The sequence below is a fragment of the Pontibacter pamirensis genome (assembly GCF_010015475.1).
GTDB lineage: Bacteria > Bacteroidota > Bacteroidia > Cytophagales > Hymenobacteraceae > Pontibacter > Pontibacter pamirensis.
Map to the genome: position 1 here is coordinate 62,059 of NZ_SSNI01000018.1, position 22,694 is coordinate 84,752.

16 protein-coding genes are annotated in these 22,694 nt (G+C 48.0%); 10 read left to right on the top strand and 6 right to left on the bottom strand.

Annotation, left to right across the window (positions count from 1 at the left end):
• The first annotated feature begins 30 nt into the window (after nucleotides 1-30).
• Nucleotides 31-1,284, top strand: coding sequence for an MFS transporter (locus E1919_RS15635; protein WP_162054340.1), 1,254 nt, complete (start codon nucleotides 31-33; stop codon nucleotides 1,282-1,284).
• Between the two features lie 590 nt (nucleotides 1,285-1,874).
• Entirely contained in the window at nucleotides 1,875-2,663 is a 789-nt protein-coding gene (locus E1919_RS15640; protein ID WP_162054341.1) for a hypothetical protein, read from the top strand.
• A gap of 179 nt (nucleotides 2,664-2,842) precedes the next feature.
• On the opposite strand, the gene E1919_RS15645 is transcribed toward E1919_RS15640, so the two are convergent.
• The 4 genes from E1919_RS15645 to E1919_RS15660 all read right to left on the bottom strand — a co-directional run bounded on the left by E1919_RS15645 (nucleotide 2,843) and on the right by E1919_RS15660 (nucleotide 7,034).
• Entirely contained in the window at nucleotides 2,843-4,357 is a 1,515-nt protein-coding gene (locus E1919_RS15645; RefSeq protein WP_162054342.1) for a carboxypeptidase-like regulatory domain-containing protein, read from the bottom strand.
• Between the two features lie 213 nt (nucleotides 4,358-4,570).
• Nucleotides 4,571-5,854 (bottom strand): CsgG/HfaB family protein, encoded by a 1,284-nt coding sequence (locus E1919_RS15650; RefSeq protein ID WP_237144466.1) that lies wholly within the window; start codon nucleotides 5,852-5,854, stop codon nucleotides 4,571-4,573.
• A 203-nt stretch (nucleotides 5,855-6,057) separates the two neighbouring features.
• On the bottom strand, nucleotides 6,058-6,477 hold the full coding sequence (locus tag E1919_RS15655) for a curli production assembly/transport component CsgF (protein WP_162054344.1): 420 nt from the start codon (nucleotides 6,475-6,477) through the stop codon (nucleotides 6,058-6,060).
• A 44-nt stretch (nucleotides 6,478-6,521) separates the two neighbouring features.
• The gene (locus E1919_RS15660; RefSeq protein ID WP_162054345.1) at nucleotides 6,522-7,034 is read right to left on the bottom strand and encodes a CsgE family curli-type amyloid fiber assembly protein; all 513 of its coding nucleotides are present in this window, start codon (nucleotides 7,032-7,034) and stop codon (nucleotides 6,522-6,524) included.
• Between the two features lie 451 nt (nucleotides 7,035-7,485).
• On the opposite strand from E1919_RS15660, the gene E1919_RS15665 reads away from it, so the two are divergent.
• Nucleotides 7,486-8,289 (top strand): class I SAM-dependent methyltransferase, encoded by an 804-nt coding sequence (locus tag E1919_RS15665; protein WP_162054346.1) that lies wholly within the window; start codon nucleotides 7,486-7,488, stop codon nucleotides 8,287-8,289.
• Between the two features lie 120 nt (nucleotides 8,290-8,409).
• The gene (trxA, locus tag E1919_RS15670) at nucleotides 8,410-8,718 is read left to right on the top strand and encodes a thioredoxin (RefSeq protein WP_162054347.1); all 309 of its coding nucleotides are present in this window, start codon (nucleotides 8,410-8,412) and stop codon (nucleotides 8,716-8,718) included.
• 288 nt (nucleotides 8,719-9,006) lie between these two features.
• Here trxA and E1919_RS15675 read toward each other — a convergent pair whose 3' ends face one another.
• Together E1919_RS15675 and E1919_RS15680 are read right to left on the bottom strand one after the other, a co-directional pair.
• Entirely contained in the window at nucleotides 9,007-10,386 is a 1,380-nt protein-coding gene (locus E1919_RS15675; protein ID WP_162054348.1) for a sensor histidine kinase, read from the bottom strand.
• On the bottom strand, nucleotides 10,376-11,758 hold the full coding sequence (locus E1919_RS15680; protein WP_162054349.1) for a sigma-54-dependent transcriptional regulator: 1,383 nt from the start codon (nucleotides 11,756-11,758) through the stop codon (nucleotides 10,376-10,378). The genes E1919_RS15675 and E1919_RS15680 overlap by 11 nt, the downstream gene beginning before the upstream one ends.
• A gap of 305 nt (nucleotides 11,759-12,063) precedes the next feature.
• On the opposite strand from E1919_RS15680, the gene E1919_RS15685 reads away from it, so the two are divergent.
• The 6 genes from E1919_RS15685 to E1919_RS15710 all read left to right on the top strand — a co-directional run bounded on the left by E1919_RS15685 (nucleotide 12,064) and on the right by E1919_RS15710 (nucleotide 22,638).
• Nucleotides 12,064-13,314, top strand: coding sequence for an efflux RND transporter periplasmic adaptor subunit (locus tag E1919_RS15685; RefSeq protein ID WP_162054350.1), 1,251 nt, complete (start codon nucleotides 12,064-12,066; stop codon nucleotides 13,312-13,314).
• Between the two features lie 67 nt (nucleotides 13,315-13,381).
• Nucleotides 13,382-14,101 carry an ABC transporter ATP-binding protein gene (locus tag E1919_RS15690; RefSeq protein ID WP_162054351.1) on the top strand — a complete coding sequence of 240 codons (720 nt, stop codon included), beginning with the start codon at nucleotides 13,382-13,384 and terminating at the stop codon, nucleotides 14,099-14,101.
• Nucleotides 14,102-14,479: 378 nt separating this feature from the next.
• Nucleotides 14,480-16,909, top strand: coding sequence for an ABC transporter permease (locus E1919_RS15695; protein WP_162054352.1), 2,430 nt, complete (start codon nucleotides 14,480-14,482; stop codon nucleotides 16,907-16,909).
• Nucleotides 16,910-16,991: 82 nt separating this feature from the next.
• Nucleotides 16,992-19,385 carry an ABC transporter permease gene (locus tag E1919_RS15700; protein WP_162054353.1) on the top strand — a complete coding sequence of 798 codons (2,394 nt, stop codon included), beginning with the start codon at nucleotides 16,992-16,994 and terminating at the stop codon, nucleotides 19,383-19,385.
• Between the two features lie 38 nt (nucleotides 19,386-19,423).
• Nucleotides 19,424-20,176 carry a toast rack family protein gene (locus tag E1919_RS15705; protein ID WP_162054354.1) on the top strand — a complete coding sequence of 251 codons (753 nt, stop codon included), beginning with the start codon at nucleotides 19,424-19,426 and terminating at the stop codon, nucleotides 20,174-20,176.
• A gap of 71 nt (nucleotides 20,177-20,247) precedes the next feature.
• Nucleotides 20,248-22,638: an ABC transporter permease gene (locus E1919_RS15710; RefSeq protein WP_162054355.1), complete on the top strand. Its 2,391-nt coding sequence runs from the start codon at nucleotides 20,248-20,250 to the stop codon at nucleotides 22,636-22,638.
• Nucleotides 22,639-22,694 lie beyond the last annotated feature (56 nt).

Below are 22,694 nucleotides of genomic sequence, written 5' to 3' on the forward strand. Positions count from 1 at the left end.
TTTTACGCTCTTCTATTGACTGTCAGAAATATGAAAGCCTCTCCACAAGAGCCTGCAGGTACAGATATTGCCGAATCCGATGCCGTTGTTCCGAAGAAGGTCATCCGGGAGGGGCTGTTAATCTTTTTACTGGCTGCCATCCAGTTCACGCACATGATCGACTTCGTGATCATGATGCCGCTGGGCCCGCAGTTGATGCGCGTGTTTGGTATCTCACCTCAGGAATTTGGCCTGCTGGTATCATCCTATACCTTTAGTGCGGCAGTGGCTGGGTTTATTAGCGCTCTTATCATTGATCGCTTTGATAGGAAGCATGCGCTGCTTGGTTTGTACCTAGGCTTTACATTAGGTACACTGGCCTGTGCCATGGCGCCGACCTATGGGCTGCTGCTGGCGGCGAGAATACTATCCGGGGCTTTTGGCGGTGTGCTGGGTGCTGTGTTGTTAGCCATCATCGGGGATGCTATACCGGAGCAGCGACGTGGTGCTGCCACGGGTAAGGTCATGGCTGCCTTTTCGGTAGCCTCTATTGCCGGTATTCCGATAGGTCTGTACCTGGCAAGCCAGACAAGCTGGCACGCCCCTTTTTACCTCGTGGCGGCTCTAAGCTTAGTGATTCTTCTGGTAGGTTTTTTCTTTCTGCCAACTATGCGGGGCCACCTGACAAATGCCATTAAAGAAAGCCCCTTCCTGGTAATCCGGAACATTCTGGGCAAGCGAAACTTGCAGTGGTCTATGGCCTTGACGGTAGCGCTTACAATGGCTGGCTTTTTTGTAGTGCCCTTCATTAGTCCGTATATGGTGGCTAATGTTGGATTTGAAGAGGCTGAGCTGAGCTATATCTATTTATTTGGTGGCCTGGCAACCGTTTTCACCTCGCAATGGGCCGGCCGCCTGGCTGACAAACACGGCAAGAAGCGTGTTTTCGCTATTTCTGCGCTACTTTCCATCCTGCCTATCCTGGTGATTACGAATCTGCCACCAGTGCCACACTATATCGCCCTGATCATCACAACGTTTTTCTTTGTCTTCTTTGGCGCCCGCTTTGTGCCTGCCATGGCCCTAATTACTTCCACTGTAGAGCCGAAGCTGAGAGGAAGCTTTATGAGCATCAATTCCTCTGTGCAGCAGCTAAGCGCCGGTTTGGGTTCGTTTGCAGCTGGCTATATCGTAAAAGAATCTGCTACAGGTACTTTGCTCCACTATTCCTGGGTTGGTTTTATAGCCTGTGCTATTACGCTGGTGTCCGTTTGGATAGTGCGGCACCTGAAGCCAATCTCTTAAAGAATGATACCCTGCTGTATACAGCCTTAAATTGTGTCATAAAAGGAAGTGTGTCTTTAAGTATTCCACTTTTGGTGGCGTTCATTTTGATATCTGTGAACAAAATGCACAGACCTATGCCTTTTTGTATCAAAACCGGAATATATAATTCTTCTGCCAGATAAGCTGTAAGACTTACTCATAGAGAGTTCAATTTCTTTATTTCAGGAGAAAAAAAATGAAATAAGTATTTTAACATATAGCTAGCTGCGAGTTGTTATCGCACCAGTTAACCCATCTTTCATAGATTGCATCATCTGGTGTTATCAGCCCTTCCTCATGTATCTTCAGCTTATCTTTGGTGATTTTTCCGGCTTTCTTATGTATAGACCATGACGGAAATATCCTTTTTAACGCTGCCACAAAGGCCGTATAAAAGCACTATTATAAAATTTAATAATAATTTTCTTAAAACTTATAACATTCCTATACCTCTTATGGTATAAACGGAAAGGAATATATATATTATGCCTGTATTGGAGCATCCGATTATTCCATTTTTAATATCATATTTTTTTCACCTAAATTTTTTCACCTAAATATTAACAGTTATGAGAAAACTTAAACTCATTTTAGCAGCAGCTTTAGTCACGCCAACACTTTGTATGGCCCAGAACGAGCTAACGATTGAACAGGTCGGAACTCAACTCGAGGCAGAAGTTAATCAGGTTGGCAATCGTAACCTGACTGAAATTTCACAGCGAGGTACCACACAAATGGTGCAGGTGATGCAATCGGGCCGTGACAACGGAAACTATCTGGACCAGGAAGGTGCTGCGAATGTAATTAATTTAGAACAGGCCGGTTCCGGCAACTACTCCATGCAGTTTCAAGGTGGTGAGTCCAACACCGCATCTATAGAGCAGGTAGGAAGAGATGGTTACGTTTATACCGAGCAATTCGGAACTTCCAACACTGCAGAAGCTTATCAACTTGGAGATACAAGGGCTGGTTCTCTTGAACAGTTTCAATGGGGTGATTTTAACGTGGCCAGAGTCGATCAGGTATCCGGCAGGAACAATGTTGCCTGGCAAGGCCAGTATGGCGACTTGAACGCTGCTGTGGCATATCAGATGGGTGACAGAATGTACGCTGTTTCATACCAAGAAGGTAGCTTGAACGCATCTGCCATCGTGCAGTATGGCGCAGATAACTATGCTGAAATGGAACAGTATGGTAGCTTGAACATAGGCGCTATATATCAGGCAGGCTCAGGTAATTTAGGTTATATTGGCCAGTGGGGTACCGGCAACGTTGCAGCAATCATTCAGAACGGCAACAACAGAAATGCCGTTGTTACCCAGGTAGGTAATTTCAATTCTATCATCGTAAATCAGTAATCACAAATTATCTATAAAAGAAAAGCGGCTGCCTCTTATGGCAGCCGCTTTTCTTTTATAGTCAGTTTTTAAAAACTTTCTGATTTTGTTCTCGCGCAAACTGTAAAGCAGGAATTTAAATCAGTACCGAAAACGATGTCCCCCTTTCGCCGCTACAAGTGTTGTGTCCATCTATTCACCTATTCCCAGTCAGGCATGGTGGCGTTGGAGAAGAGTTTTACTCTGTTTCTGCCATCAGAGGCATCCATTATGTAGATGTCGTGCGGACCGAGGTTATCATTCGGTGTGTTCACGAAAATAATTTTTGAGCCGTCTGGAGAATATCTCGGGTAAAGGTCGTTTGTTCCTTCGGGCTTGAATCGTGAAAGATCAATTAAACCCGAGCCATCTGTATTAATGCGGTAGATGTGTGCATTCAGCTGTCGCCCTTCCAGGTTTTCAAAACCGGAAGCATCGTGCGTATATAAAATGTTGTTGCCATCAATAGAAAAAGCAGGGCTTTCTACCCGGCCGGGGAGGTTGCCCACCAGCAATTCCATACCGGATCCATCGGCGTTCATGATGTATATTTCAGAGTCGTTGATGTTAGCGCCTATTGTTTGTGCTGCTATTTTATCTCCGCTTCCTGTCCAGTCCATCATCCGGAAATGCCGGTTGGCAGGCGCGGTGGCTATCAATGTGAGGCCAGAGCCATCACGCTCTATGCGGTAGAGGTTATTGTAGTTGGGGTAGAGCAGTTGCCCCCCGTCTGGCGACCAGACAAAGCCAATGCCTTGGTTATGGTATCCAGCAACGGGCACACTGGTGATTTGCCGTTTGTTGGATCCATCCCTGTTCATCGAGAAAATCTGTGGCTCTATACCAATATTGGAAGAGTAGGCAATTACATCGCGCTGCGGATTTAAAACTGGCCACCACTCACGGCTAAATTCAGAGGTCAGGCGAAAGGTATTTGCCTCTGTCCCGTCTGAGCTGTAAACATTATAGTCACCGTCCGTTGCACGGGCAAAAAGATACCGGGCTTCTGGTAACGCAACAGTCGTAAAGCTCCAAACTTCTCCATTGGTCAGCCTGCCGTTATTGTCTTTCACAACCACCTGCCAAAAATAAGTTGTGTTATACATCAGGTCGCGCACCGCCACACTTGTGTCTGAAACTGCTTCTGCAATTTTTCTCTTATCTGTGCTACCGGACTCATACAGGAACACATCATAGGTCAACGAATCGCTGTTAACAGTGTCCGGTGCCTGCCAACTAAGCGTAATGTCTATTGGCTGCCCGGTTGCATTTGCCTCAGGATCAGGATTACCCGGCAGCGCCGGAACAGAACCGCCAGCCTGGGTCTCCTCCAGCACCAGCGTTACATCACTCTGTTCTGCGTTTCTTACAGCAATGGTTGCCGTCTTGGTTTTATAGCCAAGCTTCTGGGCTGAGATGGTGTAATTCCCTCTTGCAATATTCGTGATAGAGAAAACGCCTTCTGCATCTGTGATAACGGCTGAAGTGGCAGGATTCGTTGTGATGCTCACTGCCTCAACCGGACGATTCGTTTCAGCGTCGATAACTACACCTCTGATGGATCCTTGTCCATTTGGCTCTATGGTGTCTTCGTTACACGCCACAATTCCTGTTAGGAGCAGTAAAAAGAGAATGAACTTAAGGGCAGATTTTTTTAAGTATATGTACACTTTCATGGAAAAAATTGATAGAAATTTACTGGGTTACTACCGCTAACAACCTTCAGAACATGGCATGAAGCGCCAGATCCGCACGTAGTGCTAAAAGGTAATAACTTATATGGTTCATCTACAAAGCTATCGCTTCAATCACTATAAGCTACTATATATAATTCTGATAAACAAGATGATACAGCACTTTCAAAGGAACAAATCTGTACCTGCTGCTTATCACCTGTACAAGCCAAAGTAAAAGTTGATTCCTGCTTTCGCGGTCCAGAAGTAGTCATTAAACCTACCTTGCTCCACAGCGTCGAAGGTGTCGTTCAGCAGGTAAGAACTGGAGGCGTTTATATCTAGGCCGATGCGATTGGTTAAGAAGTATTCATAACCTACTCCCGCTTTTATGTAAGGATTAAGGCCCTCTGCCCCAAAATCAGTAAAAATATCGTCCGTTGTCAAAGCTCCTCCTCCTACCTGCAGATAAGGAGTATGTTTGAGTTTGGGAAAGAAATTGTAGTTCAGGTTCAGTTCAGCATAATTCACCGGAAGGTCAAATACTTCACGTGTTGCCAATCCTCCTCTACCAAACTTCAGGTCAATCCCCAGGTTGTTTCTGGTACTGATTTTTAAGCCTAGTTCCCCCATCGGTCTCACCACCGGGTTTGAGTAGTCGCCGCGATAGAGCATACCTCCGCCAGCAATACTTGCCCCTATGAGTCCCCGCCTCTCCTCCTGCAGTTGCCCCTGAATGTCAGAATGCTGTATATCCTCTTTTTCCTGAATATAATCCCGGATGATAGCCGATTCCATGGCAGCAGGGTTTTCCAGATCCCAGTATCCAGCCTGAATACCTTCAACAATTAAACTTTGAACGGCTTTGTTTATCGCTTCTTTTACAGCTATCTCGGTCGGTTCATTGTAAGTGAAACCGGTTTCAGCCTCTAAGAGACGCTTAAAGGTAACATACCGGAAAAGGCCAAAATCAACAGATTGTGAAAGGATGGTTTTTGAAGTGTAGACGGTCTTCAGGATTTCACCTGTACTCGATGATACGGCCCTTAAATAAATGGTGACCTTGTCTTCTCGGTACTGCCCTGATCCTCCTGCCCCAAAATAGCGAAGCCCGGCACCACCGGTTACGACGTTGGCGTCATAAGAGATAATACCGCCTTCCAATATAACCCCGGCAAAGAGAAGGCCGGGTAGAGCAGGTTGTTTCTTGCCTGTAATTGCTTCCGCTTCGGCACGGGTAGAACGGATAATCTTGCGCTCGTTTAGCAGGTTACCCAGGTTCTCCCGCTCAATCGGGATGAACCAGCCAGACTCTTCCAGTGCGTTTATCAAAATAGTGGTAGCCCCCTGCGTAACAGCCGTAGACCAGTTGGCACCGGTAACAGATGGCTTGTACTGCCCGGTCTGGTCTCTGAACTTGTAAACTGCTGCCACCACTTTTTGCTCTGGAGGCGGCAAGTTCACCATATCCCCGCTTTCAGGGGCCGGAACCCCTAGCATAGCTCTTGAAGTCTGAAATGGCTGATTGAAATAAGGCGCGCAGGCAGGTAAATAGAACAGTAGCAACAGTACGGTAAGGGCGCGTACGCGCCGAAACATATTAAGCAGCATAAGAAAGGGGGACGTAGGCATAAGGGCGTAAAGGTGTGGCAAGGAGCAGTTCGAAAGCAAAGGCTGGCACAGGCAAATTTAATTACAACCTATCAGAAATAAGGTATAGTAACTGTCGTCCTGTCTCCTGTACCAATGTCAACAATAACGATGTTGACGCCACTGCCTCCTTCTGTAACATCAATCTCATAACTACCTACTGTATAACTGCCTGGTTCTAGTCCATCTTCTCCAAACTGTGAGGCGACCAGTTGCCTGGATAGTTGGTTTAGAATTTGTCTGTTCAGGTTTTGCTCAAAATCATCTAGTGGGCTCCTGTTCAGCAAACTATTTACCTGGGCATTCGGGTCTGTTGTCTTGTCCTGTGCCTGTGCTGAACTTTGCAGCCACTGATAATTAAACGTTTCTCCTCCGAATGCAGGATTTTTAGGCTGATATATCAGGTCCTGCGCATGCAGGTTACTTGCTGCTAACAAACAAAGTAAGAATAATGGGTAAAACAGTTTTTTCATAGGGTTTTTTAATTGTGATGGTTGTATCGCTGCTAAAATCTGTACTAAAATACCTCGCGTTCCTTTTTACCCTCTGCTTCCAGTTGCTTGTTCAGCTGGTCTTTTACCAGGTACTCATAAACGACTCCCACCATGTACGTTGCCACCTCTTCTATAATGTCGTAGCGGGGTTGCAGGGGTTGTTCAAATAGTCTATCCTCATTCACAGACAAGGAAACAACCGTTATATTCCCACGGGCTGGCAACTCTTCTATCTCAATGGTGAAGTTCCGGGCCATAGGAGGAGCCTCCCACTGCCTTTGAAACACCTCATAAAAATCACGCCCTGCTTTTGTGATGGTATTGTCTACTATAAGCCCATCAATTTCAAGATCAGCAGAGCTCCGGATGTTCTGCTCGTATTGATGAAGCTGTTCTGAAGTGAGTGGCAGGCCTGTTGTGTCCTGCTTTAAGGAGTCCTGCAATACTGGCTGCTGTGGCTGTGTCTGGTATTGCTGCTGCGCATAGGCTTCCCCGGCTACTGCCGTAAGCAGAAGCAGGCAAATGAATTTTAGCACATATGTAACTATGTTACGCAAGTAGAATTCCGAAGATAAAACGGGTAATATTATAAAAACTTTATGTTTTAGCTTATACCTTAACTTTTCTCAAAAGTTTACCTAGTCGTATATAATGTATGCATTTTCTACCAATGAAGGAAGATACGCAAATTTTGCTGTGCGGCAAATGCCAATAATGACTTCCTGCATCCCCAAATTCGTTGTATGGTAGTCGAAGCTTATACCATTAGCTTAGCTGCGTGAGGTTTGATGCTGTCAATTGCTCCTGCTGCGGTAATTTGTGCGCGTTTTCTCTTTCTCTCGAAAAAGTGAGGCACTACTGCTACTGAAGTTATTAATTTTCCATAATTTACTGTTCAGGCGACAGCTATTACCCACTTGACAGCTTTGCCATCAGGTCCATCCTACTTGCCAATAGTTATATATTAGATTTTTCCCATAAGAATCAATGGACAACTACGAGAACTACTTCGAAAGCAACCGCCAGCTTTGGAACAAACGAACCCCGCTGCACCGGCAGTCAGACTTTTACAACGTGCCGGCTTTTTTAGAAGGCAGGACATCGCTAAACAAAATCGAGTTGGATGAACTCGGCGACGTAAGCGGCAAATCGCTGCTGCACCTGCAGTGTCACTTTGGGCAGGACACGCTGTCGTGGGCGAGGCTGGGCGCTAAAGCGACCGGTATCGACCTTTCTGATGCTTCTATTGAGGAGGCCAGCAGGTTAAACCAGCAACTGGGGCTGGATGTCACCTTTGTGCAGTCTAATGTATATGACCTGAAGGAAAACCTGCAGGGGCAGTTTGATGTGGTATTTACCTCCTACGGCACCATTGGCTGGTTACCGGACCTTGAGAAGTGGGCCGAAACCATACATCATTTCCTGAAGCCGGGCGGTATATTTTACATGGTGGAGTTTCATCCGGTGGCGTGGATGTTCGATGATGATTTCCAGCAGATTGTATACCCGTACCACAACACATTCGAACCCATAGTTACAGAAACAGAACAAAGCTACACCGACGGCAGCAACCATGAAAGGCTCAAAGAGTATGGCTGGAACCATGGATTAGGTGAGGTCATCTCATCCCTCACTACCAAAGGGCTCCGCCTTGAATTCCTGCACGAATTCCCGTATTCGCCTTACAATATCTTCCGGCATATGGTGCAGGGCGAAGACGGCTACTGGCGCATCCGGCACCTGGAAAACAAGATTCCCTTGCTTTACTCCATTAAAGCAACCAAGCCATAGTAGTAAATTTTAGATTACAGTAAGCAACTCTCTGCATTTAAACCACTGTATACTTGCTGGAATGATCAAAACTACACACCTGCAGTAGCCGTATTCTGGTTATATCTAACTGCTAAAGCCATGGCTAAAAAATCATTTCAGGAATTGATTAACAGCCCGGACACACCGGTGCTGGTCGATTTTCATGCCGAGTGGTGCGGCCCGTGCAAAACCATGTCGCCGGTTGTGAAGCAGGTAGCTAGCCAGTTTGAAGGAAAGCTGAAAGTAATTAAAGTGGACATAGACAAAAACCAGGCTACGGCGGCACAATACCGGGTGCAGGGCGTGCCTACGTTTATTCTCTTCAATAAAGGCCAGCAGGTATGGCGGCAGTCTGGTGCCATGCCAGCCCATGTGCTGTCGCAGGCAGTGCAGCAGGCGATATCTTAATGTTAAACTGGAAACCAGGCAACACGCCTTTGATGTGGCTTTTGAACAGCAAAATCAAGCAACTGCCGGATGCTCCGCTACAGTCCCGGCTGGACGATCTGTTGATAGTCTAATTTTTAAAAGCGATTTAGCTCCAGCGGAGCGGCCTGTTTAGGACAGGTTAACAGGCCGCTCCGCTGGAGCTAAAGAACAATAAGACTCTTTTTCTATTAACAGGTCGTCCCGCTGGGACTTAAAACTGAATATAATGAGATCCGTGTAACAGCGTTTACTATTTTGAAAATATGCTCATTCAACCATTGCTTTAAACTGCAGACTGAAAACTGTAGGGCCACCGGGTTGAGAATTCACACGGATGCTGCCGCCGTGCTGCCGGATAATTTGCTTTGATAAACTTAGCCCGATGCCGGAACCCTGCTTTTTGGTTGTATAAAATGGAATAAAGATTTTATCCCGCACATCCTCCGGTATGCCAGCGCCATTATCTGTTACATTAATCCGGACCCTGTTCTTTTCCTGTTCCGGAATATAAGCCAGCACTTCCACGCAGGGTTTTTCTACTGCCTCACAGGCCTCCATTCCATTTTTAATAAGGTTAATCAGCACCTGCTCCAACTGCTCTGCATCTGCCTGTACCGTCATGTTCTCATCGGGCAGGAACAACCTCAGGCTGATATGCTGAGTCTGCATGGTAGGCTGAAGCAGCCGACGCACATTCTGTAGCAGTTCCCTCACCTTAACCGGGCGAAGTTCTGAGGTGGGCAGGCGCATCAGGCGGCGGTAATCCTTTACAAAGTGCAGCATGCCGGCACTGCGGCGCTCTATTGTCTGTAGCCCAGCCTGCATATCTTCCAGCACTTCCTCCTCAATGGCCTCGCCTGCAGCCTGCTTTGCGATGACCTCGCTTTCCAGCAAACCAGCGACAGTAGAAGTGAGCGAAATAATGGGCGTCACGGAGTTCATGATTTCGTGCGTCAGCACCCGGATTACTTTCTGCCATGTCTGCAGTTCCTGTTCCTCCAGTTCTGATTGAATGTTCTGTAAAGTTACAATTCTGAGCAGCTGCCCCTGGGAGTAGAGCTCAGTTGCGTGCACATTGAGCAGCAGTTGGTCCTGTTCCTGCGTTACTGTTACCAATGATTTCTCATTATGCTTTGTGTGCCACAGCGCATGTACCAGCTCCGGACTTAGCCGCTCGAGGGCATGGATGTTTCGCAGGTGCGGCACGCGCAGCAGTTCTTTTACCACATGGTTTACCAGCTGCACCTCTCCTTTTTCATTAAACGTAAGTATACCAGTACCCACCTGATCAATAATGGTTTGCAGGTAGTGGTAATGGGCTTGCTTCTCCGTTTTCACCCGCTGAAAGGATTCCGAAATCTCATTAAAGCTACTGTAGAGGTCACGAAAAGAAGAATTAGCGCCCTCTGCGGCAAAACGTTGTGTAAAATCAGAGTGTTTTATTGCCTCTAAAAAGCTGCTAATGTCGCGATTGGTGCGCTCTACAAAGTAAAGCATGTCATAGAGTTGGAACAGCACCAGCAGAAAAAGGCAGAAAGCCGTCATGTACCAATCCGTGCGGTAGAGGACAAAGACGGTCACCACGATAATTGCCACTAAGAGCAATAACCGGAACAGCAGCTTTGCCTTAAAGCCGTTAAAGACCATGCTTCTCTATTCTTCGGTAGAGGGCGGTGCGGGTAATGCCCAGTTCTTTTGCCGCATGCGTTATGTTGCCTGAGTGTTTTACCAGCGCCTTCTGCACCATCATTTTCTCCAGTGTATCCAGCGTATAGTCGTTGTCGGCCAGGCTTTCTACCATCTGCCGCTGCTCCCGGGCAGCCGCGCCAGGGGCAAAGTAAAAGTCGTCGGCCTGCAGCTCGTCTCCGTCGCAGAGTATAACAGCGCGCTCCATGGCATGGTCCAGTTCGCGTATGTTGCCGGGCCAGTGGTACTCGTTCAGGCGGCGCAAGGTGTTCTGGTTCATGCGCAGGTTGGGGCGCTCGTATTTCTGGCTGTATATTCTCAGGAAATGCTCCGCCAGCAGTTTAATGTCTTCGCGGCGCTCCCGAAGCGGGGGCAGGTGTATTTCTACGGTATTGATGCGGTACAGTAAATCCTGCCGAAAGCTGCCTTCCCGCACCATCTCGTAAAGTGGCATGTTAGTAGCGCAAATCAACCTGATATTGATGGGCCGGGGCTTGTTAGTACCCAGCCGGATGACTTGGTGGCTTTGAAGCACCGTCAGCAGTTTGGCCTGCAGTGCCAGCGACAGATTGCCTATTTCATCCAGGAAAAGCGTTCCATCGGTGGCTGCCTCAAAACGGCCGGCGCGGTCTTCTTTGGCATCTGTAAAAGAACCTTTGGCGTGCCCAAAAAGCTCGCTCTCAAAAAGTGTGGTGCTCACGGCGCCTAAATCAACTTTTTCAAAAGCCTTGTTTGCCCGCTTGGATTTGCGGTGCAGCGCCCGGGCGGCTACTTCTTTACCTGTACCATTTTCGCCCAGTATCAGCACATTGGCATCTGTGCCTGCTACTTTGTCTATTGTCTGGTACACCCGCTGCATAGCAGGCGACACCCCGATAAACTCACCGTAGTGATATACCGTGTTATTTTGCTCCGCAGCCTCTGCCGTACGGTTTTCCTTGCTGCTGTTCTTCTGGGAGGCAGATTTCAGAATAGCTACCAGCTTCTCGTTCTGCCAGGGCTTCAGCACAAAGTCTGCCGCTCCCTCTTTTAAGGCACGCACTGCCAGCTCAATGTCGCCATAAGCGGTCATCAGAATCACAGAAGTGTTCGGGGACATCTGGCGGATCTGCTTCAGCCAATACAAGCCTTCTTTGCTGGAGGTGGCCCCGGTACTGTAATTCATATCCAGCAACACGACATCTACAGGCTGCTCCTGCAGCATAGAAGGGATTTTATAAGGATCCGAGGTAGTTTGTACGGATGTAAAATGCTGCTTTAAAAGCAGTCTGCCTGCCATTAGGATATCATCTTCGTCATCAACTATCAGTATGTTGCAGGCGATTTTACTCATGGTTCAGGTGTGGGTTTGCAGGATACAAGTATGTAAATTACGTTTATTTCATGCAATATGCCAAGTCAGCCGCTAAGTATACAAGGCTTGTCGCAATTCTACTCATCAAAAAATGACCTGACTTGCAACAGCTGTTCGGATGCAGACACCCGGGTGTTCGGAACCGGACACTCTAATCATAGCACAAAGGCTATACACAAGTTTAAAATACTAAAAATCAGAGCATTATGTTTTATGGCACATTTATTGGCAAATGCAAAACAGACTGGACGATAAGAACACAAGATCTAATATATAGCCTCGAAATGGACCGCGTAATTGAAAAGAAAACGAACACGCCAAAAAGGATAGCAATCGCAGCAGGTGCTGTAGTACTGCTTGTGCTTCTGATTTATAATCTGCTCTTCGCAGAACACACTTCTAAACTGAATGTAGACAGCGAACGTGTGACTCTGGGCAGCGTGCAGAACGGTGTGTTCCAGGAATTCATTGCGATTGATGGTTCTGTGGAGCCTCTTAAAACTTTTTACCTCGATATAGCAGAAGGTGGACGTGTAGAGCAGGTGTATGTGGAAGACGGACAGACGGTGCAGGAAGGTGATACCATTCTGAAGCTTTCAAACACGACGCTGCAGATTGACTTCATGACCCGCGAGTCGCAGTTGTATGACCTGATGAACGAGCGCCAGAATTCGGAGATTACCATGAAGCAGGACCTGATCCGCAAAGAAAACGACCTGGCGGAAATTGACTACAGCCTGGCACTGGCGCAACGCAAGTATGAGCGCAACAAGATGCTGATAGAGGAAAAAGTTATTCCACAGGAGGAATTTCAGGCATCGCAGGATGAATACAACTACCTGAACAAACGCAAAACCCTGGCCGAGCGCTCCGTAAAACAGGACGCCAAACTGATGGATGACCGCCTGCGCCAGTTGGACCTCTCCATCTCCCGCATGAGCGCCAACATTGACATGGCCCGCAAAACCCTGAACAACTTATATGTAGTTGCCCCTATCACTGGCCAGCTTTCCACGCTTAAGGCAGAGGTAGGAGAATCGAAGGGTGCAGGCGAGAACATAGGCCAGATAGATAACATGAGCGGTTATAAAGTATCAGCTAACATCGACCAGCATTACATATCGCGGGTATACGATGGCCTCACCGGCACCTTCGACTTTAACGGAAAAACACACCAAGTAGAAGTAGCCAAGGTGTTCCCGGATGTGCAGAACAACACCTTTAAAGTAGACATGCAGTTTACGAGCAACGCACCGGAAGGTATCCGCCGCGGCCAGACCCTGCAAATGAAGCTTAACCTGAACGATGGCGGCAGTGCCGTACTGGTGCCACGTGGCGGCTTCTACCAGAGCACAGGCGGCAACTGGATTTTTGTGGTAGACGAGTCAGGAGACTATGCTACGAAGCGCAACATCAAGTTAGGCCGGCAGAACCCGAACCACTACGAAGTGTTGGACGGACTGCAACCAGGCGACAAAGTAGTGCTCTCCTCCTACGACAGCTACGGCGAAATTGACAGATTAGAGCTTAAATAATAAACACTGCCACTAGTACAAAATAAAACTATAAAGAAAAGAAAACCTCAATCTAAGACATCGAAATATGAACAAGGAAGATTTGATTATCGAAACAAAAAACCTGCAGAAAAAATACGTGACGGACACAGTGGAGACCACTGCCCTCGCAGGTGTTGATTTGAAAATTGCAAAGGGCGAGTTTGTGGCTATCATGGGGCCTTCTGGTTGCGGTAAGTCTACGCTGCTCAACATCCTGGGTATGCTTGACAGCCCATCTTCCGGCACATTTACCTTCCTGGGTCAGGAAATCAGCAACGCTACGGAGCGCCAGCGCGCCAAGCTACGCAAAGAGAATCTTGGCTTTGTGTTCCAGAGCTTTAACCTGATTGACGAACTGACTGTGTCTGAAAACATCGGACTGCCACTCGCTTACCTGGGTGTGTCGAAAGACGAGACAAACAAACGTGTGCAGGCTGCCATGGAGCGCATGGGTATTGCCCACCGCCGCAACCATTTCCCGCAGCAGTTGTCTGGTGGTCAGCAGCAGCGTGTGGCTATTGCCCGCGCTACGGTATCTAATCCAAGCCTGATACTGGCGGATGAGCCGACCGGTAACCTCGACTCGGTGCATGGCCGCGAGGTGATGGCACTGCTTTCTGAGTTAAACGAGGCAGGCACGACGGTAGTAATGGTAACGCACTCCCCTTCTGACGCGGAGTACGCTCACCGCATCGTGAACCTGTTCGATGGCCAGATAGTAACCGAAAACCTGAACGTGAAGCGCCACGCGGCAGAGCTGCTTTAGGTGCTGCTTAAAGAAGAAAAGCTGTTTGTTAGATAAATTGTTTGTTTCAAATGAGACGGCGCGGATATTCCGCGCCTGCCTCTTCTAAATAGCTTCAGCAGGGCTTCTGTTTCTCTGATACTCCTGCAGCTCCCGGTAAAGTGCTATTATACTGAAACGCCACCTGGTTTCTGCTTCCATGTAGCCCTGTTCAAATGGTAGTATGGCGAGATTGAAATCAAAATTTCATGCTTCCCTATACCTGCGGCATAAGCTGAATTATTCATTGATTTTGCTATTGCCTTCAATAATGTTAGCTAGTATGTTAACGGGACGAGGTGCATACCGGCCCTTGAATTAAATACTATAGAACCATTCTAGAAGCTTAAATAGATTCAGATGCTGCACAACTACTTTAAAATAGCGTTTCGAAACATTGCCCGGAACAAAGTATACGCTGCCATAAACATCGGTGGTCTGGCAATAGGTATAGCCGCTTGCGTTCTGATATTTCTGTTTGTAAAAGATGAACTCAGCTACGACCGTTACCATTCCAAGGCCGACCGTGTGTACAGGGTTACCCGGGACTTCTTATCTAATGATGGTTCTGTAAGCTTGCACCTGGCCCGTGTGGCACCTCCCGTTGGACCTCTCCTAGAGCAGGATTTCCCCCAGATAGAAGCCGTGGCAAGAATGGTGACTTTCGGTGTTATGCTGGAAGACAAAGAAGCCCAGAAGACCTTCCGGGAAGATGACATGTTCTTTGCGGAGCCTGGAGTACTTGATATTTTCGACATTAACCTGGTGAGGGGAAATCCGGAGAAGGCGCTGAGCGAACCGTTTACCTTACTACTAAGTGAAAAAACAGCTGAAAAATACTTCCCCGGTGAAGATCCGATAGGCAAGGTGCTGCATTTTGGGGAAAACTCCAGTTTGCGGGTGGAGGGTGTTTACGAGTCTTTCCCTACCAACTCTCACTTTCACCCTGAATTTCTGGGTTCTTTTATTACCCTGAATGACTCTTCTGTTTATGGTGCCGAACAACTAAAAACAGAGTGGGGCAACAACTCCTTCCCTACTTACTTGCTGATGCCATCAGAGGAGGAAGCCAAAAAGGTACAGGCCCAGCTGCCTGCTTTCCTGGACAGGCATCTGGCAGGCACAGACGACGCCGACGGAGAGAAGCCGAGCGATTACACCAACCTATACCTGCAGAAGCTTACAGACATTCACCTGCGCTCCAACCTGGACTCAGAACTGGAAGCGAACAGTGACATAGACAGCATCACCATACTTTCAATCGTCGCCATCTTCATTCTCCTTGTTGCCTGTATCAACTATATCAACTTAAGCACCGCCCGCTCTACAAGCCGCGCAAAAGAAGTAGGCGTGCGTAAGGTGATCGGCGCAGCAAGGCATAACCTGGTTTTCCAGTTCTTGCTGGAATCAATACTGCTGGTGACCATTGCCACCATCCTTTCTTTAGGAATAGTTGAGATTTGCCTTCCTTGGCTGAACAACTTTACCGGTAAAGAAATTGATTCTAATCTGTTTACAGACCAATGGCTACTGCTACTCCTATTTTTATTGCCTGTGTTAGTGGGTGTTCTGGCTGGTTTATACCCTGCTTTATACTTATCTCATTTCCAGGCCGCCACCGTATTGAAAGGCACGTTAAGCAGTTCTTCCAAGAACCCGCTGCTTCGTAAGTCACTAGTGATTGTGCAGTTCTCTATATCTATTATTCTCATCATTGCCACTGGTATCATCTTTCAGCAGCTGATGTACATCCAGAACAAAGATCTGGGCTTTGATAAAGAACGGATAGTGATTCTGCCGGAGTTTACAACACTCACCCCGCAAATAGACGCTTTTAAAGCTGAGTTGACTAAGTCTTCTGCGATAGAGGGAGTAGGCAGATCTCAGCTAATTCCGACGGAGCAGCTTCTTAATTCTGCGGGTGCGCAGGTCGCCAAAGGAGACAGCCTGGCACCAACCGCTGCTACCATCAAATTTGTCACGGTTGATCATGATCTGCTAGATGTATATGACATGAAGATGGTGGCAGGCAGGAATTTCAGCCGCGAGTTCAAAAGCGATGACACAGCAGCTTACATTCTCAACGAGGCAGCCGTTCGCATGATAGGCTGGCAAGATCCACAGCAGGCCATTGACCAAGCCTTTACCTATGGCGGTAATAATGGGCGTATTGTGGGCGTGGTAAAAGACATCAACTTTGAGTCGCTGCATAAAGAGATTTCGCCGATGGTATTTATGATCACAGGATGGGGCAGGTACCAGAACATCTCTATTAAGATTAGCGGGGATACACAGCAGGCGCTGGCGCATATAGAGGATACGTGGAACAAATTCCTGCCCACCTATCCGTTCGAGTATGAATTTATGGACCAGCTGTATAAGAGGACGTATGAAGCGGAGCAAAAGAAAGCGCAGATTTTCAGCATCTTCTCCTGTATCGCCATTCTGATAGCGTGCCTTGGCTTATTTGGGCTTGCCTCATACACCACAGTGCAACGCAAGAAAGAAATTGGTATTCGGAAGGTGTTCGGCGCCCCGGTTGCCAGCATCGTTGCCCTTATCTCCAAAGACTTTATGAAACTGGTACTGATAGCCAACCTGCTTGCTTGGCCCATTGCCTGGTATGCCATGCATCAGTGGCTTAATGACTTTGCATATCGCATTGACATCAGCACTGACATTTTTATACTGGCTGCTACAGTGGCTTTTATTATCGCCATGGCTACCATCAGCTACCAGGCTATCAGGGCAGCCACATCAGACCCTGTAAAGTCACTTAGAACAGAGTAAAAGCCTATAAGGTAGCATGTATTCCTATGTTAGAGAAAATGGTATCGCGTCTGATTCTGCCCTAAGATAAACAGGTAAAACTATGTTCAGTAACTATTTTAAAATAGCCTTCCGTAACCTTTTCCGCAATAAGGTCTACTCCACCATCAACATTGCTGGTCTGGCTATTGGGGTAGCCTCCTGTGTGCTGATTTTTCTGTATGTGCAGGATGAGTTGAGTTACGAAAGCCACTTCTCAAAGGCAGACCGTATCGTGCGGCTGGCCGGCGAGATAAAATTTGACAGCCAGGAGCCAAATAAGTTCGCACTTACGCCCCCGCCTATATACCAAGCCCTTCGCCAGGATTTCCCGGAGGTGGAGCAAGTGATACAACTTCTGCCTACCAGCAACCAAACGGTATGGTACAAAGACAAAAGCTTCAATGAAGACGACATGTTTTTTACTGACAGTACTTTGTTCGAGGTGCTTGACTACAACCTTATTGCCGGTGACCCAAATACAGCCCTTGATGAGCCAAAGACCATTGTGATAAGTGAAGGCATGGCCGAAAAATATTTTGGAGATGCCGAAAGTGCCGTGGGTGAACTGCTGAAGTTCAGCAGAAACTCTTACAAAGTAACAGGTGTTTTCCGCGACCGGAAGCACTCCCACATAGTAGCCAACGCCTTCTTATCCCGAAGCACTATTGCTAACGAAGAGGCAATCACCGCAAACCAGTGGTTTAACATGAACCGCTATACCTACGTCCTCCTGCAAAACGAAGATCAGATACCTGCCTTCCAGGAAAAGCTGGATGCCTTTGCAGTGAACACCATCGTTCCCTGGATAAAGGAAAACGAGTTGAACGCCAGCCTAAGGTTTGTGCTGCAGCCGCTTAAGACAATTCATTTTGACACTGAATTCGGAGCCGACATTTCACCTGCCGGTAACATTTCATACGTGTACATCTTTGCGGCAGTAGCTATTTTTATTCTGCTGATTGCCTGCATCAACTATATGAACCTGGCCACCGCCCGCTCCTCCAAGCGCGCCAAAGAAGTTGGTTTACGCAAAGTGGTGGGAGCTTACCGCAGCCAGATCATCAGCCAGTTTATAGGCGAGTCGGTGCTGATGACTTTGATTGCGGTAATCTTGGCACTAGGCATCGTCCAGATGCTCATCCCGCTATTCAACGATCTCACAGATAAAAGCTTTTCCTCTAACTTCATTTTCCAGTGGGAGTTTTTGCTGATGGTACTGGCTATTGTTCTATTTGTGGGCGTGGTGGCAGGCAGCTACCCGGCCTTCTTCCTCTCCAATTTTAAGCCTGTGGATGTTCTGAAATCAGACAAAGTGCCGGGAGGAAGCAGCGCCTCGCTTAGAAAGGTACTGGTGGTGACACAATTCACGATTTCGCTTATCCTGATTATCGGCACCATTGTGGTGTTTACGCAGATGCACTTTTTGCGCAGCCGGGACCTGGGCTTTATCAAAGACCAGGTAATGGTTATCGATATCCCGAACGGCGACTCTACCCTGGTGCAGCGCCTGCCAACACTAAAGCAGCAACTGCTGCGCAACCCGAACGTGGAAATGGTTTCCAACTCCAACGATATACCGGCAGAAACAATGTCGAAGCTGATGACGCTGTCTGAAGTAGACGGTAAAATGGTGGAGCGAACACTGAATGTGATGTTCGTGGATTACGAGTTTATGGATGTGCTCGGTATCCAGCTGAAAGAAGGCCGCAACTACAGCCGTGACATGAAAACGGACCTGAAAGGGGGACTCATCATCAACGAGGCGGCAGCAAAATGGCTGGGCTGGTCCGACCCGGTTGGAAAGCGCATGCAGATGATAGATTGGGATGCTAAAATAATTGGCGTGGTAAAAGACTTCCACGTAAAGTCGCTGCACACCAACGTAGAGCCGCTGATACTGGCGCTCCGGCCTGAATCACCGGGGTACCTGCTGGCCCGCATCAAGGCACAGGACGTGGTGGCTACCATCGGCTTTGTGGAGAGCACATGGCGAAATTATGACTCTAGGTACCCGATGCAGTATTTTTTTATGGATGAGCATTTCGACGCGCAATACCGCGCCGAGGAAAAGATGTTGACGGTGTTCGGCTACTTCGCTGGCCTCACTATCCTGATTGCCTGCCTGGGCCTGTTTGGCCTGGCCTCTTTCACAGCAGAGCAGCGCACAAAGGAAATCGGCATTCGCAAAGTGCTCGGCTCCTCCACCGGCGGTATCGTGCTGCTACTATCAAAAGACTTTGCCCTACTGGTGCTTATAGCCATTGTGCTGGCAAGTCCGCTTGCCTGGTACGGCATGCACACCTGGCTGCAGGACTTTGCCTACCGTATGGAGCTGCACTGGTGGATATTTGCTCTCTCTGGTGCCGTAGCCATGCTTATTGCTTTGCTTACCGTGAGCCTGCAGGCTATGAAAGCGGCACTCAATGACCCTGTTCAGTCGCTGCGGGCGCATTAAGCCATCAGACACACTAATCTCACATAAAGACAACATATATGAAAAAGGCATTCCTCATTACAGCACTTCTTTTGCTCCCCATACAGGTACTGCTGGCGCAACAGGAATTCGAGTATAAGAAGACAGCCACTGCAAGCGGCGCAAGAAAAGGTACGGTAACACTGGAGGTGCCAGCCGGCGTTTTACAGGTAACCGCCAACGCTGCAACGCTGGTTGAAACGCAGGTGAAATACTCAAAAGCTGAGTGGCTGCCGGTGTTTACCAGCAACGACAGCAAAACAGCCCCTGAATACAGTTTCCGGCAAAAAGAGATGTCTGACAACAACAGCAAGAACACCAAGAACGAGTGGAATGTGAACCTCAGCAAAATAACGCCCCTCGACCTGCACATAAAATTGGGCGCAGGCGAAACGAAGCTGGACCTGCAGAACAGTAACATTAACAAGCTCACCCTGAATGCCGGTGCCGCCAGTTGTGACATTAATTTGCGTGGCAGCAAAATAAACGATTTGAACGTGAACGTTGGGGTGGGCGAACTCAACCTGGACCTGCGGGGCAACTGGGACCATGATGTGGACGTGGATGTTGCCGGAGGTATAGGTGATGTAACAATCAGAATCCCCAAAGGCACTGGCGCGCGCATAAAAAGCAGTGGCCTCGGAAGCAGAGAGATGGCTGGTCTGCAAAAAGAAGGCAATTCCTATGTTAATGCCGCGCTGGGCAAGAGCAGCCATACCATTAACATCTCTGTTGCCGGCGGTCTTGGGAGTGTTACCGTGCTGCAGGATTAGTAGCAACGGGGGCTTGAAGACAGCTGCTGCCATACAAGATAATAAGTACCTATAAGTTTAGATTTAGCATTATGCTCAAGAATTACTTTCTCATTTTCTTCCGGAACATGGCCCGCAACAAGCTGTATTCCGCCATCAATGTTATTGGTCTGGCTGTTGGCATTGCATCCTGTATCCTGATATACCTGTATGTGCAGCATGAGCTGAGTTACGATAAGTATTTCTCACAACATGACAGGATATTCCGCGTCGTCAACGACCTAATTGTGGAGGATGAAGTAGAGAAAGCCTCCGTAACACACGCGGCACTTGCCCCGGCGCTGGCAGCCGATTATCCTGATATAAAAGCCGCCACGCGCCTTATCAGCCGAGATAAGCAAGTGCTGCGGCTGGAAGAAAAAGCCATTGCCGTGGAGAATACCTTTTGGGCAGACAGTAACTACTTCTCTATCTTCGATTATAAAATGCTGGAGGGAGACCCTAAGACAGCTTTAATGGAGCCCAACACGATGGTGCTGTCAGAAAAAGCAGCGGCAATGATTTTCAGCGATCCGAAGAACGCTATGTTCAGCACCCTCCGCATCGGCAGCCAGTCTTATAAAGTAACCGGTATTTTCGAACCGGTGGAAGCTGCCCACATGCGGCCAAATGTACTTACCTCTTTCAGCACCATACCTGCAGCCATACGGCAGAACATGGCCTCCAACTGGGGGAATACCAACAGCTACACCTACGTGCTGCTCGGAAAACCTGAAGATGCCAAAGGGCTGCAAGCACAAATGCCTGATTTTGTGAAAAGGCGCGTGGCACCAGCCCGAGGAAACACGACCGAGCGGGTAAAACTGCATCTGCAGGCCTTACCTGATATACATTTAAACTCAGATTACCTGTGGGAGGCTTTTCCGGTGGGCAACAAGTCCTATATCTATATATTCTCTATTGTAGGCATCTTTATACTTCTGATTGCCTCCATCAATTATATGAACTTGGCCACAGCGCGCTCGGCCAAACGCGCCAAAGAGGTAGGCTTGCGCAAAGTAGTGGGTGCCAACCGCTCGCAGCTGGTGCTGCAGTTCCTGAGCGAGTCGGTGATGCTCACGCTCCTGGCTGTGGTGATATCCCTGGTGCTGGTGGAACTGATGCTGCCGACTTTTAACAGCCTTGCCGAAAAGAACATACCATCCACCTACTTCGCAGATCCTGCTTTTATGGGTATGCTGCTAGCTATCGGTATCTTCATTGGCCTGCTAGCAGGCAGCTACCCTGCTTTTGTGTTGTCTCATTTCAGGCCGGTTGACATCATCAAGTCAGGTAAAACACCTAAGGGAGGTGGTGCCGTTTTGCGTAAAAGCCTGGTGGTTGTTCAGTTCACCATTTCACTGGTTCTCATCATCGGAACAGTAGTTGTGTACAGCCAGATGCATTTCCTTAAAAACCAGGACCTCGGCTTTACAAAGGACCAGGTGTTGGTAATAGACATTCCGAGTGGCGACACCGCTATCGTAAACAAAATGCCGGTCATGAAGGCGGAGCTGCTGCAAAACCCACAAATTACCGGCGCTACCACTACCGTCATGATACCAGGTGAGTCAACAGGTGTGATCATCTTTGCGGTAGAGCGCAACAACGAAATGGCTGAGAAAACAATGAACAGCATCTGGGTTGATTATGAGTTCTTGGAGTTAATGGACATACAGCTTAAAGAAGGAAGAAACTTCTCGGAAGATATGCGCACGGACCTCGACAATGGCTTTATCTTAAATGAAGCGGCGGTGCAGGCGCTTGGCTGGACAGACCCGATTGGTAAAAGAATAGGGTTCAGTGACACTACATCTGGCAAAGTAGTGGGCGTTGTAAAAGATTTCAACTATAAGTCCCTACATAGCGAGATAGAGCCCCTTGTAATTATGCTGGCGCCACAGAATAACGGTTACCTGCTGGCACGCATGTCACCCGGTAACATTAGAGAGACATTGTCGCACATAGAGGGTACCTGGCAGCGCCTGGCCCCATCTCATCCGCTGGAGTACTTCTTTCTGGATGAAAGCTTTAATGAGCAGTACCGGGCTGAGGAGAAAATGCTGGCCATCTTTGGGTATTTTGCACTGCTCACTATCATCATCGCCTGCATGGGACTTTTTGGCCTTGCCTCTTTTATGGCAGAGCAGCGCACGCGAGAAATCGGTATCAGGAAAGTGCTGGGTTCATCTATTTCGCAAATAGTGGTGCTACTGACAAAGGATTTTGCCTTGCTGGTGCTGCTGTCTATTTTGCTGGCCTGCCCCATTGCCTGGTATGCGATGCAACAGTGGCTGCAGGACTTTGCCTACCGCACCCCCATCAGCATCTGGATTTTTGTTTTTTCCGGCTTGATCGCCCTGGCGCTGGCTATTTGTACAGTTAGTTTCAAGGCTGCCCGCGCCGCAATGTCAGACCCGGTACTGGCCCTGCGAACAGAATAGATGTCAGTTTTAATTGTTAGTTCTTTTTTAATTTGCCAATGTATTTTTTTGTTCTC

Excerpts from the sequence above, each read along its gene's own strand:
- E1919_RS15640 (WP_162054341.1), top strand. The coding sequence starts at position 1,875 with ATGAGAAAACTTAAACTCATTTTAGCAGCAGCTTTAGTCACGCCAACA.
- E1919_RS15680 (WP_162054349.1), bottom strand. The coding sequence starts at position 11,758 with ATGAGTAAAATCGCCTGCAACATACTGATAGTTGATGACGAAGATGAT.
- E1919_RS15650 (WP_237144466.1), bottom strand. The coding sequence starts at position 5,854 with ATGCTAGGGGTTCCGGCCCCTGAAAGCGGGGATATGGTGAACTTGCCG.
- E1919_RS15635 (WP_162054340.1), top strand. The coding sequence starts at position 31 with ATGAAAGCCTCTCCACAAGAGCCTGCAGGTACAGATATTGCCGAATCC.
- E1919_RS15705 (WP_162054354.1), top strand. The coding sequence starts at position 19,424 with ATGAAAAAGGCATTCCTCATTACAGCACTTCTTTTGCTCCCCATACAG.
- E1919_RS15695 (WP_162054352.1), top strand. The coding sequence starts at position 14,480 with ATGCTGCACAACTACTTTAAAATAGCGTTTCGAAACATTGCCCGGAAC.
- E1919_RS15685 (WP_162054350.1), top strand. The coding sequence starts at position 12,064 with ATGGACCGCGTAATTGAAAAGAAAACGAACACGCCAAAAAGGATAGCA.
- E1919_RS15655 (WP_162054344.1), bottom strand. The coding sequence starts at position 6,477 with ATGAAAAAACTGTTTTACCCATTATTCTTACTTTGTTTGTTAGCAGCA.
- E1919_RS15675 (WP_162054348.1), bottom strand. The coding sequence starts at position 10,386 with ATGGTCTTTAACGGCTTTAAGGCAAAGCTGCTGTTCCGGTTATTGCTC.
- E1919_RS15690 (WP_162054351.1), top strand. The coding sequence starts at position 13,382 with ATGAACAAGGAAGATTTGATTATCGAAACAAAAAACCTGCAGAAAAAA.
- trxA (WP_162054347.1), top strand. The coding sequence starts at position 8,410 with ATGGCTAAAAAATCATTTCAGGAATTGATTAACAGCCCGGACACACCG.
- E1919_RS15700 (WP_162054353.1), top strand. The coding sequence starts at position 16,992 with ATGTTCAGTAACTATTTTAAAATAGCCTTCCGTAACCTTTTCCGCAAT.
- E1919_RS15645 (WP_162054342.1), bottom strand. The coding sequence starts at position 4,357 with ATGAAAGTGTACATATACTTAAAAAAATCTGCCCTTAAGTTCATTCTC.
- E1919_RS15665 (WP_162054346.1), top strand. The coding sequence starts at position 7,486 with ATGGACAACTACGAGAACTACTTCGAAAGCAACCGCCAGCTTTGGAAC.
- E1919_RS15710 (WP_162054355.1), top strand. The coding sequence starts at position 20,248 with ATGCTCAAGAATTACTTTCTCATTTTCTTCCGGAACATGGCCCGCAAC.